Source organism: Parabacteroides sp. AF39-10AC (assembly GCF_003635405.1).
In the GTDB taxonomy this organism is placed as follows: domain Bacteria; phylum Bacteroidota; class Bacteroidia; order Bacteroidales; family Tannerellaceae; genus Parabacteroides; species Parabacteroides distasonis.
In genome coordinates, this window is record NZ_QTLP01000022.1 from 10,710 (window position 1) to 23,779 (window position 13,070).

The 13,070-nt window shown below is 43.1% G+C and carries 15 protein-coding genes and 1 tRNA gene; 7 read left to right on the plus strand and 9 right to left on the minus strand.

The features are described 5' to 3' along the window. The 4 genes from DW033_RS24990 to asnS all read left to right on the plus strand — a co-directional run. Nucleotides 1-208, plus strand: a 208-nt coding sequence (locus DW033_RS24990; protein ID WP_233523669.1) for a hypothetical protein, incomplete at its 5' end; no start/stop codon positions are given. 27 nt (nucleotides 209-235) lie between these two features. Then, complete coding sequence (purB, locus tag DW033_RS17740; protein WP_005867921.1) at nucleotides 236-1,579, plus strand: adenylosuccinate lyase; 1,344 nt, start codon at nucleotides 236-238, stop codon at nucleotides 1,577-1,579. A 59-nt stretch (nucleotides 1,580-1,638) separates the two neighbouring features. Next, a complete protein-coding gene (locus DW033_RS17745) occupies nucleotides 1,639-3,126 on the plus strand; it encodes a pseudouridine synthase (RefSeq protein ID WP_048928149.1) in 1,488 nt (495 codons plus the stop codon). A gap of 15 nt (nucleotides 3,127-3,141) precedes the next feature. Further along, nucleotides 3,142-4,548 carry an asparagine--tRNA ligase gene (asnS, locus tag DW033_RS17750; RefSeq protein WP_008772638.1) on the plus strand — a complete coding sequence of 469 codons (1,407 nt, stop codon included), beginning with the start codon at nucleotides 3,142-3,144 and terminating at the stop codon, nucleotides 4,546-4,548. A gap of 83 nt (nucleotides 4,549-4,631) precedes the next feature. Here asnS and DW033_RS17755 read toward each other — a convergent pair whose 3' ends face one another. Beyond that, nucleotides 4,632-5,102, minus strand: a complete 471-nt coding sequence (locus DW033_RS17755) for an Lrp/AsnC family transcriptional regulator (protein ID WP_005858930.1) — start codon at nucleotides 5,100-5,102, stop codon at nucleotides 4,632-4,634. A gap of 144 nt (nucleotides 5,103-5,246) precedes the next feature. On the opposite strand from DW033_RS17755, the gene DW033_RS17760 reads away from it, so the two are divergent. Next, a complete protein-coding gene (locus DW033_RS17760; RefSeq protein ID WP_005867926.1) occupies nucleotides 5,247-5,795 on the plus strand; it encodes a GNAT family N-acetyltransferase in 549 nt (182 codons plus the stop codon). Nucleotides 5,796-5,851: 56 nt separating this feature from the next. Here DW033_RS17760 and DW033_RS17765 read toward each other — a convergent pair whose 3' ends face one another. The 8 genes from DW033_RS17765 to DW033_RS17800 form a co-directional block, all read right to left on the minus strand. Then, nucleotides 5,852-6,319 carry a biopolymer transporter ExbD gene (locus DW033_RS17765; protein ID WP_005867927.1) on the minus strand — a complete coding sequence of 156 codons (468 nt, stop codon included), beginning with the start codon at nucleotides 6,317-6,319 and terminating at the stop codon, nucleotides 5,852-5,854. Continuing rightward, entirely contained in the window at nucleotides 6,319-6,909 is a 591-nt protein-coding gene (locus tag DW033_RS17770; RefSeq protein ID WP_005858924.1) for a biopolymer transporter ExbD, read from the minus strand. The genes DW033_RS17765 and DW033_RS17770 overlap by 1 nt, the downstream gene beginning before the upstream one ends. 32 nt (nucleotides 6,910-6,941) lie before the next feature. Then, a complete protein-coding gene (locus DW033_RS17775; protein ID WP_005867928.1) occupies nucleotides 6,942-7,415 on the minus strand; it encodes a hypothetical protein in 474 nt (157 codons plus the stop codon). Between the two features lie 9 nt (nucleotides 7,416-7,424). Next, nucleotides 7,425-8,159 (minus strand): MotA/TolQ/ExbB proton channel family protein, encoded by a 735-nt coding sequence (locus DW033_RS17780; protein ID WP_005867929.1) that lies wholly within the window; start codon nucleotides 8,157-8,159, stop codon nucleotides 7,425-7,427. 80 nt (nucleotides 8,160-8,239) lie between these two features. Further along, nucleotides 8,240-8,327, minus strand: a tRNA-Ser gene (locus tag DW033_RS17785). A 147-nt stretch (nucleotides 8,328-8,474) separates the two neighbouring features. Next, the gene (locus DW033_RS17790; protein ID WP_005867930.1) at nucleotides 8,475-9,260 is read right to left on the minus strand and encodes a TatD family hydrolase; all 786 of its coding nucleotides are present in this window, start codon (nucleotides 9,258-9,260) and stop codon (nucleotides 8,475-8,477) included. A gap of 3 nt (nucleotides 9,261-9,263) precedes the next feature. After that, a complete protein-coding gene (locus tag DW033_RS17795) occupies nucleotides 9,264-10,238 on the minus strand; it encodes a polyprenyl synthetase family protein (RefSeq protein ID WP_005867931.1) in 975 nt (324 codons plus the stop codon). 80 nt (nucleotides 10,239-10,318) lie between these two features. Further along, nucleotides 10,319-11,011, minus strand: a complete 693-nt coding sequence (locus tag DW033_RS17800; RefSeq protein WP_048928203.1) for an energy transducer TonB — start codon at nucleotides 11,009-11,011, stop codon at nucleotides 10,319-10,321. A 207-nt stretch (nucleotides 11,012-11,218) separates the two neighbouring features. Between DW033_RS17800 and porQ the strand changes: the two genes are divergently transcribed. Together porQ and cmk are read left to right on the plus strand one after the other, a co-directional pair. After that, nucleotides 11,219-12,229 carry a type IX secretion system protein PorQ gene (porQ, locus tag DW033_RS17805; protein ID WP_022193218.1) on the plus strand — a complete coding sequence of 337 codons (1,011 nt, stop codon included), beginning with the start codon at nucleotides 11,219-11,221 and terminating at the stop codon, nucleotides 12,227-12,229. A gap of 24 nt (nucleotides 12,230-12,253) precedes the next feature. Next, entirely contained in the window at nucleotides 12,254-12,943 is a 690-nt protein-coding gene (cmk, locus tag DW033_RS17810; protein WP_005867936.1) for a (d)CMP kinase, read from the plus strand. Nucleotides 12,944-13,070 lie beyond the last annotated feature (127 nt).

Consider the following 13,070-nt stretch of genomic DNA (forward strand, 5'->3'; position numbering starts at 1 on the left):
TTTAAACTTATTTTTCGTTCGCTTTATCTCTCTAAAGCGCTGCAAAGATACGGCTTTTTTTATTACCACCAAACTTTTTGACGAAAAAATGTGGATGAATATGAATTTTGTTTGGATGTGGCTACGTAAGTGTCTGATGGTCCTAAAAACGGGGCATTTAGTTAAAAATAACGATTGCTTACCTTATTATTCAATGGAAAAGACTTAACTTTGCGACTCTATATTAATAATGTATATGGTATTATCGACACTGACTGCTATTTCGCCCGTGGATGGGCGATACAGGAATAAGGCTGAGAATCTGGCGGCTTATTTTTCAGAATACGCACTTATCAAGTATAGGGTGCGAGTTGAGATCGAGTATTTTATTACTCTATCTGAGTTTCTTCCGCAATTAAGCGAGTTAAATGCGGCGGAAGTAAAAAAGGGGCTCCGGAAGATTTATCAGGAGTTTACGGAGGAGGACGCTTTACGAGTGAAGGAGATCGAGAGCGTGACAAACCACGATGTGAAAGCGGTGGAGTACTTTATTAAGGAAAAAACAAATCATTTCCTTGCGGAGAAATACCACGAGTTTATTCATTTTGGATTGACTTCTCAGGATATTAATAACACATCTGTGCCTTTATCGATCAAGGACGCTTTGCAAGAGGTGTATTATCCGGGTTTGGAAGAGGTGATCGGCGCCTTGAAAAAATACGCCGAGGAATGGATGGATATCCCGATGTTGGCTAAGACACATGGGCAACCGGCATCTCCGACTCGTTTGGGTAAGGAGGTGATGGTCTTTGTTTACCGTTTGGAGCAACAGTTGGCATTGTTAAAGGCCGTTCCTATCTCCGCTAAATTCGGTGGTGCTACAGGAAACTTCAATGCGCATCATGTAGCGTATCCGGAATATGATTGGAGGGCATTCGGTAATAAGTTCGTTAGTGAGGTGTTAGGCTTGAAACGTGAGGAGTGGACTACCCAGATCTCTAATTATGATAATCTGGCAGCGATCTTCGATGGCTTGAAGCGTATCAATACGATCTTGATCGACTTGAATCGTGACTTCTGGCAATATATCTCCATGGAGTATTTCAAGCAAAAGATCAAGGCGGGTGAGATCGGTTCGTCTGCTATGCCACATAAGGTGAACCCGATTGATTTCGAGAACGCTGAGGGTAATCTAGGGATCGCTAACGCTATTTTAGAGCATTTGGCTACGAAATTGCCGGTATCTCGTTTACAAAGAGACTTGACGGATTCTACCGTGTTGAGAAATGTAGGCGTGCCTTTGGCACATATAGAAATTGCCTTCAAGAGCTTAACAAAAGGCTTGGGTAAATTGTTATTGAACGAGAGCGCCCTAAGTAGGGATTTGAATAATTGCTGGGCTGTGGTAGCCGAGGGTATCCAGACGGTCTTACGCCGTGAGGGTTATCCGAAGCCTTACGAGGCATTAAAAGCTTTGACACGTACGAACCAGACTGTTACGGAGCAATCTATCAAGGAATTTATCGAAACCTTGAATGTTAGCGACCGGATTAAAGATGAATTAAGGGCTATAACGCCTCATAATTATACAGGAATTTAGTGATAATACAGGTAGCCGTGAGGCTACCAAGTTTTTAACCATTGTTTAATTTATAACAAATGAGTACAGAAGAAAGAGATGAATCTCAACCGCGTCCAAAAAAAGTGATACCAAGTATCAGACGGGAAAACACAGACCAAGAAGGTGAAAGAAGACCTTACAATCAGGGTTATAATAAACCTGAGGGTAGCTATGAACGTAGACCGTATCGGTCTTATGGAGAAAATAACCGTCCTTCATACGGGGATCGTCCGAGCCGTCCGCGTTCTTACGATAATAACCGTGAAGGCGGGTATGGCAACAACCGTGAGGGGGGCTATGGTAATAGTCGTCCATCTTATGGCAACAATCGCGAAGGTGGGTATGGAAATAATCGCCCGTCTTATGGCAACAACCGTGAAGGTGGCTACAACAGCGGCCGCTCGTCTTATGGAAATAACCGCCCGTCATATGGGAATGGAGGAGGGCAATACAATCGTCCGTCTCGTCCTAATTATGATGGACCGGCAAAGGCTTATTCCGCTAGTCCTTCCGGAGAGGGAATGTCTGCGGATGGTATGAAGAAAAGAAGACCTAGAGTAGGTGATACCCGGGTTGATTACAATGATTCACGTTCAAGCGGCGGGGACGGTTACGCACCCAGACGTTCGTATGGTAACGATAACTCTTATGGCGGTAATCGTCAAGGGGGTGGTGGATATGGAAATAATCGCCGTCCTTCTTACAATAATAATCGCCGTCCCGGTGGAGGAGGTGGCTTCCAAAGATCGCAGGGATACAACGTTCGTCCGAAACAGATCAAGTATAAGGAAGTCTTGGCGGATCCAAACGAACCGATTCGTTTGAACAAATTCTTATCTAACGCTGGTGTTTGTTCTCGTCGTGAGGCTGATGAGTTTATCCAGAAAGGAGCTGTTAAGGTAAACGATGTCGTGGTAACGGAATTGGGTACTAAGATTACTCGTCAAGATGTTGTTACATTTAACGAGAAGCCGGTTCAGATCGAGAGCAAAGTATATATTGTATTAAACAAGCCGAAGAATTGCGTAACGACTTCTGATGATCCTCAAGAACGCCTGACGGTAATGGATTTGGTGAAGAACGCCTGCCAAGAACGTATTTATCCGGTAGGCCGTTTGGACCGAAATACGACAGGAGTCTTGTTGTTGACGAACGATGGTGATTTAGCTTCTAAATTGACTCACCCATCTTTCAAGAAGAAGAAGATCTACCATGTGTGGTTGGATAAGAACGTGGCTATCGAGGATATGGAGAAAATCGCCAACGGCCTTGAGCTTGAGGATGGAGAGATCCATGCGGACGCTATCAGCTATGCTAGCGAGGACGATAAGAGCCAAGTGGGTATAGAGATCCATTCCGGCCGTAACCGTATCGTGCGCCGTATTTTCGAATCGTTGGGATATCATGTGACGAAATTGGATCGTGTTTATTTCGCCGGTTTGACTAAGAAGAACTTAGGCCGCGGTAAATGGCGTTACTTAAATGAAAGGGAAGTGAACGCTCTTAGGATGGGAGCTTTCGAATAACAAAAAACGATACAGATGGAAACAATTAAACGAACAAAAATTGTAGACGTGCTGAAAAGCGACGCTTTCGGTACTACCGTGAATGTGAAAGGATGGGTACGTACCCGCCGTGGTAGCAAACAGGTGAATTTTATCGCCTTGAATGACGGTTCTACAATTAATAATGTTCAGATCGTTGTGGATGTAGATAAATTGGGTGACGAGTTCTTGAAACCGATTACCACGGGAGCTAGTATCAGCGTAAATGGTATCTTGACACAATCCCAAGGTAAGGGGCAAAATGTGGAGATACAGGCTACCGAGATTGAGATCTTCGGTACGGCTGATCCAGCTACTTATCCATTGCAGAAAAAAGGACACTCCATGGAGTTTTTGCGTGAGATCGCTCATTTGCGTCCTCGTACGAATACATTTGGAGCGGTATTCCGTATTCGTCATAATATGGCTTACGCTATCCATAAGTTTTTCCATGATAGAGGCTTTTTCTATTTCCATACGCCGATCATCACGGCTTCCGACTGTGAGGGTGCCGGACAGATGTTCCAAGTTACTACCAAGAATTTGTACGACTTGAAAAAGGATGAGAACGGCTCTATCATTTATGAGGACGACTTCTTCGGCAAGCAGGCTAGCTTGACGGTTTCCGGACAGTTGGAGGGAGAGTTGGCTGCTACAGCCTTGGGACAGATTTATACGTTTGGCCCTACGTTCCGTGCGGAGAACTCAAATACGCCTCGTCATTTGGCGGAATTCTGGATGATTGAGCCGGAAGTCGCTTTTAATGATATCACGGACAATATGGAGTTGGCCGAGGAGTTCATTAAATATTGCGTACAATGGGCGTTGGATAACTGTATGGAGGATATCAAGTTCTTGAACGATATGTTCGATAAGGAATTGATCGCTCGTCTGGAAGGGGTCTTGAAAGACTCATTCGTTCGCTTGCCGTACACTGAAGGAATCAAGATATTGGAAGAGGCTGTCGCTAAAGGACATAAATTTGAGTTCCCTGTTTATTGGGGTGTAGATTTGGCTTCCGAGCACGAACGTTTCTTAGTGGAGGATCACTTCAAACGTCCTGTAATTTTAACGGATTACCCGAAAGAGATCAAGGCTTTTTATATGAAGCAAAACGAGGATGGAAAGACGGTACGTGCGATGGACGTATTATTCCCGAAGATCGGAGAGATCATCGGCGGTTCCGAGCGTGAGGCTGACTATGATAAGCTAATGAGTCGTATTGACGAATTGGGCATCCCGATGAAGGATATGTGGTGGTACTTAGATACTCGCCGTTTTGGTACGGTGCCTCACTCTGGTTTCGGTTTGGGCTTTGAGCGTCTTTTGTTGTTCGTTACGGGTATGGGAAATATCCGTGACGTGATACCTTTCCCGCGTACACCGAATAACGCTGAGTTCTAATAGCGCTTAGTGATCATGATAAAAAGGGTTCGTAACCGGTTTCAACCGGATTACGGACCCTTTTCTTATATAGCTTCCTTTGTTTAATCGTCGTCCAGATCAATAGGAATTTGCCTTTTGAATGCCTCCTTAAAGGATATAAGCGATTCGGTGCGAGCCAAGCCCAATGGTTGAAGCTTGTTGTGGATGATGCTTAGCAAATGCTGGTTGTTCTTTGCGTATATTTTTATAAACAGGTCGTATTGCCCCGTTGTATAATGGCATTCCACGACTTCCGGTATCTGCAACAGCGCTTCGGTAACGCTTGGAAATTGTCCGGGAGACTTTAGGAATAACCCCATATATGCGCAAGTTTCATACCCAACTTTTGTGTTATCCACGATGAATTCTGAACCTTTGATAACCCCTAAATTAGTCAGCTTTTGTATGCGTTGATGAATAGCCGCTCCGGATACGTTACATTCCCTCGCTACTTCCAAAAATGGCATACGCGCATTGCCGATGATTAGTTTAAGTATCTTCTCGTCCAGTTCATCTAGTTGATGATGTGCCATATATTCAGTATATTTGTATTACTGTTAGATTATATCTTTCATATTTAATACAAATATAATGATAATCTTATAATCACCTAAAGATTATGGTAGATTATTTTGATTTTGTAAGCATTCTTTATTCAATTATTAAGTATTTTTTTTATGAGCGAAGATCATGTAATAATTAGTAAGCCTGTCCGGGAGATAGCCGATCCTTTATTGGATCTAGTAGAGAAAACATATACTAGTTCTTTCCCCGAGGAAGAGCGTCGTGATTTCTCTTTGGTACGTAAGCTTTTGGAGGAAGATAGCCGTTTCGAGATGTATGCCTTGCTACGGGATGGTATTTATGTGGGTTTCATTACGGGATGGCAATTTGAGGGCTTTGTTTATGCGGAGCATTTCGCAATCGACGAGTCCGCTCGTAACGGAGGAATCGGAGCGAAAGCAATGACAAGTTTTTTAGCTCTCCACGAAGATCCGGTTGTCTTAGAGGTAGAGATGCCGACAGAGGAGATGAGTAAACGTAGAATCGGTTTTTATGAACGTCTGGGGTTTGTCTTGGATCACCATGTATATTTCCAACCTCCCTATCGTAAGGGAGAGGCATTTTTAGAAATGCGTTTGATGACTCATGGGAAACTTGATCTTGAGCAATCTTTTGAGCGAGTTAAGACCATTATTCACCAAAACGTTTATGGAGTGGAATAAAAAAGGGGCGGGAAATAAATCCCGCCCCTTTTTATAATGCTATATCTGAATAATTATTACTCTACACGTTGTGCTGCGGAATAACTAATCTTCAATGCGTATGCCTCACGAAGAGCCTGCTTGATATCGGTGATCGTTCCCATCTTGGTCTCTTTATCAGCCTTAATAGAAACTGTCATAAACGGCTGGTCCTCTTCTTTCATACTGGACTTTTCTTGTGCGATATAATCCTGAATTTCCGAAGTCTCTGCAAAAGCGTCATTCAACTGGATACGAGTCTCAGAACCCATCTTCGCTCTCAAATCTCTAGTCGGCTTACCTACATAGATAAATGTAACCAAAGATTTCTTCTCCAATTTTTGAAGCTCTGTAGCTTGTGGAGCATGGAACTCTACTTTCAATGTTACCTCACGCATAGATGTTACCATCATGATGAAGAACAAGAAAGCGAACACCAAGTCAGGTAATGATGATGTATTCAATTCGGGCATTTCACGACCGCCCGCTTTACTAAACTTTCCCATTACTTTTTACCTCCATAATTTTTAGGTTCAGCTTCTGATATCTTTTGCGGATAAATCTGCTGTACAGCTTTTTGTTGTTCTTCGTCCAAATCAGCGAAATTCTTCCCGAATTTTTCCTTAGAAACCTTATTTCTCAATTCGTTATAAGCAGCCGCGATTTCATTCTGCACATCGATATAAGCTTGGTATTCGGTACCACGGTCATTCTGTAAAGAAATTACGTGGTTCTTCGTTACCATCATCTTTCCGAAGAATGGAACATCAGCCTCAACACGTTCAGGCTTATGTTCGTCATTGTAAGGATTATCAATGAACTCTTTGATTCTTTCTTTCAATTGCTTGATATCGACAAATTGATCACCACAGAGAATCTGGTTATTACTGTTGATCAATACAACCAACAAGTTTCTCTTTTTGATGTCAACATCGGTATCGTTCTTCTGATCTTTAGGTACAGGGGGCGGCAAACGTCTTGCCAAACCTTTATCTGTATCCATTGATGTAGTAATAAGGAAGAAGATAAGCAACATGAAAGCGATATCGGCCGAAGAAGAACCATTGATACCCGGTGTCTTTCTTTTCTTACCCATTTCTTTCTTGTTTTATCAGTTCGTTATTACTATTATTTACCCATGATTCTCTTTACAGAACCCCAAACTACACATGCTACGATCAGAACCAAAAGTACGATTGTAGACATGATCCACATGTCTGTGATCTTTAACCAACCCGGAGTATTGTAAACTTGAGAGTCTGCGTTCAAGCCTGCTAAAGGAGTCGCGTCACCCATTGTATAGGTGATGAACAATACGGCTACGAAACAAACTAATACTACCAAAGACATGATAGCTGATTTAGCGTTAGTCTTCAGCAAAGTCAAGAATTGCCAAACCGCAAACAATACTGTACTGATGATTGTCACGAAGAACAATACAGAAGTCCAGTTAATCAATAACCCTGTATAGATGGGTTCTTTCATTTCTGCGGCAGGGTCAACGACTCCACCCGCATAAAACATACCCAGCACAATGATACTGATAATAGAACTTATCAGTAAAGTCCAACTGGATATTTTTCTTATTTTAGTAACTGCCATAATTCGTTATTATTTTTTGAATTTGACGTTGTATTTGATAACCAAGTCAAGCAAAGAGATAGAAGCATCTTCCATCTGGTTCAAAATAGCCTCCAATTTGCTTAACAAATAGTTATAGAATACCTGAAGAATCAAGGCTACGATCAAACCACCTACAGTAGTAATCAAGGCCACTTTCATACCACCTGCTACAACCGTCGGGCTGATATCACCAACTTGCTCGATTTTATCGAACGCCATGATCATACCTACTACAGTACCCAAGAATCCCAAAGACGGAGCCATTGCGATAAACAATGTGATCCAAGACATATTCTTTTCCAAAAGACCGCCTTGAACACCACCGTAAGAAACGATAGATTTCTCTACAACGTCAATACCTTGGTCAATTCTCATCAATCCTTGGTAAGCGATAGAAGCGATAGGGCCTCTTGTGTCGCGAGCGATAGCTTTAGCGCCTTCAACATCACCTTTGTCTAAAGCATCCTCAATACCTTTCAACAGTTTGCTGGAGTTTGTCTCAGCCAAGTTTAAGTAGATAATTCTCTCTAAGCAGAATGCCAAACCGAAAATCAAAGCGATAGCGACCAAACTCATGAAGTCGGCACCACCTTCGATAAACTTTGTCTTTAATGCTTGATACATACCTCCTTCAATTGCTGGAGCCGCATCCTGTGCGAATGCTACGGTAGAAGTTCCAAGGGCACATAAACCCAAGAATGCTTTTGCAAATAACTTTTTCATTGTGTGTTTAATTTTTAAGATTAATAATTCTCTTATTTGTTTTTATTTTATTGTTAATTAATTCATGGTATTCTCCACTGCGGAGAGAGCGGGATTCGAACCCGCGAAACCCTTTAGGGGTTTACACGCTTTCCAGGCGTGCCTCTTCAACCACTCGAGCATCTCTCCAATTATTCGCCTAGCTTCTTCTAAAACGACCGCAAAATACGAAAAAATTCCCATATGCAATCTTTTCAGTGTACAAATCTATAGTTTTTGCTTGACATATACACAATATCCGCGAAATAAATTTTGACTTCATTCGAAAAAAAGTGTCTATATGGGTTTATTTAGGCTTTTAAACAATTCTAATGTGTTTTTTCGAGTAGCGTTTACGGTTTCCTCTAGCGTGAGGCCGAATGTTTCCGCCACTTTCTCGGCCGTCTTCCATATGTAAGTAGGCTCATTCCGTCTACCTCTGTAGGGGACTGGTGAAAGATAGGGGGCATCTGTTTCCAAGAGTATCTTTTCAAGATCTGTTTGCCGGATGACTTCGGACAGTTTTGAATTTTTAAAGGTGACAACCCCGTTTATCCCGATCTTGAAGGTGGGCAGTTTCTTTATTTCTTCCAGCTCTTCTGTTGTGCCGGTAAAACTATGAAATACGCCCTTAAGTCTTTCCGCTCCGACTTTATCTATGCATTCCAGAACTTCCGGATATGCGTCACGGGTATGGATGGCTACGGGCAGGTTTAGATCGATGCTCCAACGCAGTTGTTCCTCGAAAACGATTTGTTGCTCCTTCAAATAAGTCTTATCCCAATATAGATCGATCCCGATTTCACCGATACCGCAATAAGTACGTTTAGATAGATAGGATTCCGTTTGTTTTAGGATATCGATATAATTGCTATCCACACTGGTCGGATGCAATCCCATCATAGGGAAAGCGAACTCTGGGTATCGATCGCATAAATCGTGCATTCTGTCAATCGTCGTCAGGTCTACGTTTGGCAGAAGCAGGGTGTCGATACCTGAGTCTTTTGCTTTTTGAGCCAGTTCGTCTTGCTCCGGATCGAAATCCTCCAGATATAAATGGCAATGTGTGTCTATTAAGCTCATGGATTAGGATTGTCTATGCATTAAATGATCACAAACCTCTTTTAGGATCGTTAATTTTTCGGGGGCGACTTGTAAAGCGTTTAAGTTCTCTACGGATGCGTCGTAATAGGCTTGGATTTTATTTTCTGTTAATTGTTTTAGCTGCAATTCGTTGTAGATAGAGGTGAATGCCTGTATCTTTTGAGCCGGGTCGAATTCTTTTTTATCCATCCAGCTACGGAGAGCTTCCGCTTGTTCTTTATTGGCCAGTCTGAGAGCGTTGATCAATAAGAATGTTTTCTTGTTGCAAAGGATATCGCCGCCAATGTTTTTCCCGAAAGTGGCGGTGTCACCATATACATCTAGTAAATCATCTTGCAGTTGAAACGCTAGACCAATATTAATACCAAACGCATATAAATGGTCTGCGTCTTTCTGTGAGGCACCTCCGAGTAAGGCACCTGTTTTAAGGGCGCAGGCCAGTAGTACGGCTGTCTTTAGCCGGATCATCTCGATGTATTCTTCCTCGCTTACATCCATGCGAGACTCGAATTCCATGTCGAATTGTTGGCCGCCACATATTTCCGCCGCGGTTTGCGTAAATAAATCCAACACTTGTTTGAGGTGGCCGTGTTCCGTTGATCCGATTAATTGATAAGCCGCTATTAGCATCGCATCTCCGGATAGAATCGCCGTATTGGCATTCCATACCTTGTGTACGGTAGGTTTGTTCCTTCTTTTATCAGCTTCATCCATCAGGTCGTCGTGCAGCAAGGTGAAGTTATGGAAAACTTCCAGACCTAAAGCGGGCTTGATCGCATTCTCTATACTATTATTATATATATTACATGCCATCAACGTTAACGCCGGACGTATTCTTTTTCCTCCGAGGGACAAGATGTACTCTATCGGCTCGTATAAGCTCTTGGGAGGATTGGTGAATTGTAGTTGAGAGATCTCGCTTTTTATTCTTTGAAGTATATTCTCGAATGCTAACATAGCTGTATCAATTAATGGAGTTATGAAATAAAAAAAGGCTGCGAAAATGAAGCAGCCTTTTTGATATGTTTAATGTTATACTATTGCAATCTGAACGTGATAGGCACAGTATACTTAACACGTACTGGTTTACCTCTCTGCTTACCCGGAGTCCATTTAGGCATGGTACCGATCACACGAAGAGCCTCTTTGTCCAATGATGGGTCTACACCACGTAATACCTCAGCGTCTACTACTGATCCGTCTCGGTTAACCACGAATGCGCAGATTACACGACCTTGGATACCGTTTTCCTGTGCGATTACCGGATACTTGATTGATTTAGCGATAAACTTCAGCAATTCTGCGTCTCCACCGGGGAACTTCGGCATTTCTTCTACAACTGTAAAGATCTGTTGTGCGGACTCTTCTTCCTCTTCTACAACTGCGGGGGGAGTATAAACAGCCTCCTGCGCTGAGGTTTGGTCATCCTCTGATGATAAGATATCCTGCTGTTCCAATTCAACGTCATCTTCAACAACGTTCAAAACCTCGGTTACAACTGGTGCTGGAGGTGGTGGAGGTGGAGGAGGCGTATTCTCCGGTCTCGTGATTTCCACTTCTTCCTCAGCGATGATGTCTGCTACACCCTCGCTAGCCTGAACGACCATTACATCGCGGGTACTCCATTCGAAGCCCACGAACAAGACAGCTAAGCCCACTACAAATCCCATAAGGATGCTTAGGGTCTTACCTTTCTCAAGGTCCGCTTTCGGTGATTTTTTAATTTCCATACGTTTATAATAATTTATAAGTGTTTTTCACTTCTGCAAAAATACAAATTATTTCATATATCAAACAAAAATGAGAGCGATTATATACCTTTTTGGCATTTTTCCCGTTTCTGTTAATGTGAAATCCGTATTTCTGAGATTTGCGGGTGTAAAGTAAAAACATTTTTCCGAATTAATGTATCTTTGAACGATTTTTTGCATGAAAATATGAGAAATAAACTATTTATACTGATTTTATTCGTTGTTACACTGTCTGTCTCAGCGCAAAACGGGAGCGAGGCGTATACTTTCTTACGTTTCCCGACCTCGACCCGGGCTAACGCCTTGGGTGGGCATACCGTGGCGTTGGTAGAAAGAGATCCTTCACTTATTTTTCATAATCCGGCGTTGCTAGGCGCGGAGATGGATGGGATGATCAACTTGAATTATATGAATTACATCTCGGATATCAACGTAGGGAGTGCCTTGTTCACGAAAGCGCATGGCGAGAAAGGGGCTTGGGGCGTAGGCGCTACGTTTATAAGCTATGGCGATATCCAGGAGGTGTTGCCGGATAATGTCGTGACCGGAGCGAGTCTTTCGGCGAAAGATATCAGCGTAAATGGTTTCTACTCCCGCGACTTGAGCGAGCGTTGGCGGGGTGGATTGTCGTTGAAGTTCTTGTATTCGGGCTTGGCTGATTATACCTCTATCGGTTTATGCGTGGATGCGGGATTGAGTTATTATAATTCGGATAAGGGTTTTTCTTTTGGTTTCGCCTTGAAGAATATCGGCGCGCAACTGAAAGCTTACGAGGATGAGCGACAAAAGATGCCTTGGGATATCCAGATGGGTATCACGCAGAAAATGGCGCATGCCCCGATTCGTTTTTCTTTGACGGCCCAATACTTGAACCGTTGGAAGTTCGATTATATCGATAATACGGATAAAGAGTATGAAGGGGATTCTTTTGTTAAGACGTTGGCGAAGCATTTTATCATCGGCGTGGATTTTATCCCGTCCGAGAACTTTTGGGTAGGCGTAGGATTCAATCCGAAGGTCAATATGGATATGAAGTTGAAAGGCGGGGGAAGTTTCTCCGGCTTCTCGGCGGGCGCAGGCGTAAGGATCAAGATGTTTGACGTGGGCTTCTCGCTGGCGAAATATCATCCGTCCGCCATGTCGATGATGATTAGCGTATCTACGACCTTGGCCGATTTTAAGAAGGTGACAGAATAAACCTATACATTAATATATACATATATGAAGAAAATAGTTATCGCTATAGACGGCCACTCTTCCAGTGGCAAAAGTACCATGGCAAAAGATCTTGCCAAGGAGATCGGATATACGTATATCGATACGGGTGCCATGTATCGGGCCGTGACTTTGTATTGCATCCAGCATGGATTTTTTGAGGGAGAGAAGATTAAGGAGGAAGAGCTGAAGGCTTCTATCCATGATATCGATATTTCATTTCGTTTGAACGCGGAGACCGGCCGGCCGGATACCTATTTGAACGGTGTGAATGTAGAGAAAGAGATCCGTGGCATGGAAGTGGCGGATAAAGTGAGTCCGGTAGCCACTCTAGGCTTTGTGCGCCGTGCGTTGGTCGCTAAGCAACAAGAGATGGGGAAGGCGAAAGGCATCGTGATGGATGGCCGTGATATCGGTACGGTCGTATTCCCGGATGCGGAGTTGAAGCTTTTCGTGACGGCCTCGCCGGAGGTACGTGCCAAGCGCCGGGTGGATGAGCTAGAGGCGAAGGGGATCCCCGCTTCTTACGAGGAAGTGCTGGAGAATGTGAAGAAGCGGGATTATATAGATTCAACCCGGGAGGAAAGTCCTTTGAGACAGGCGGATGATGCCTTGGTATTGGATAATTCCCATATGACTTTGGACGAGCAAAAGGCTTGGTTGCTGGAACAATATCATAAAGCGATCGGTTCATAAACGAGTGCTTAGAGTTTCCTATAAAGAAAACTTTTGTCTCTTCGAATGAAAACTATAGTTTCGTTACTAGGAAACAAAAGTTTCTCTTAGGGAAAACTCTAGTTTTGTTATGAAGAAACTTTAGTTT

Excerpts from the sequence above, each read along its gene's own strand:
- DW033_RS17760 (WP_005867926.1), top strand. The coding sequence starts at position 5,247 with ATGAGCGAAGATCATGTAATAATTAGTAAGCCTGTCCGGGAGATAGCC.
- cmk (WP_005867936.1), top strand. The coding sequence starts at position 12,254 with ATGAAGAAAATAGTTATCGCTATAGACGGCCACTCTTCCAGTGGCAAA.
- DW033_RS17790 (WP_005867930.1), bottom strand. The coding sequence starts at position 9,260 with ATGAGCTTAATAGACACACATTGCCATTTATATCTGGAGGATTTCGAT.
- DW033_RS17755 (WP_005858930.1), bottom strand. The coding sequence starts at position 5,102 with ATGGCACATCATCAACTAGATGAACTGGACGAGAAGATACTTAAACTA.
- DW033_RS17780 (WP_005867929.1), bottom strand. The coding sequence starts at position 8,159 with ATGAAAAAGTTATTTGCAAAAGCATTCTTGGGTTTATGTGCCCTTGGA.
- asnS (WP_008772638.1), top strand. The coding sequence starts at position 3,142 with ATGGAAACAATTAAACGAACAAAAATTGTAGACGTGCTGAAAAGCGAC.
- DW033_RS17775 (WP_005867928.1), bottom strand. The coding sequence starts at position 7,415 with ATGGCAGTTACTAAAATAAGAAAAATATCCAGTTGGACTTTACTGATA.
- DW033_RS17765 (WP_005867927.1), bottom strand. The coding sequence starts at position 6,319 with ATGGGAAAGTTTAGTAAAGCGGGCGGTCGTGAAATGCCCGAATTGAAT.
- DW033_RS17770 (WP_005858924.1), bottom strand. The coding sequence starts at position 6,909 with ATGGGTAAGAAAAGAAAGACACCGGGTATCAATGGTTCTTCTTCGGCC.
- DW033_RS17800 (WP_048928203.1), bottom strand. The coding sequence starts at position 11,011 with ATGGAAATTAAAAAATCACCGAAAGCGGACCTTGAGAAAGGTAAGACC.
- porQ (WP_022193218.1), top strand. The coding sequence starts at position 11,219 with ATGAGAAATAAACTATTTATACTGATTTTATTCGTTGTTACACTGTCT.
- DW033_RS17795 (WP_005867931.1), bottom strand. The coding sequence starts at position 10,238 with ATGTTAGCATTCGAGAATATACTTCAAAGAATAAAAAGCGAGATCTCT.
- purB (WP_005867921.1), top strand. The coding sequence starts at position 236 with ATGGTATTATCGACACTGACTGCTATTTCGCCCGTGGATGGGCGATAC.
- DW033_RS17745 (WP_048928149.1), top strand. The coding sequence starts at position 1,639 with ATGAGTACAGAAGAAAGAGATGAATCTCAACCGCGTCCAAAAAAAGTG.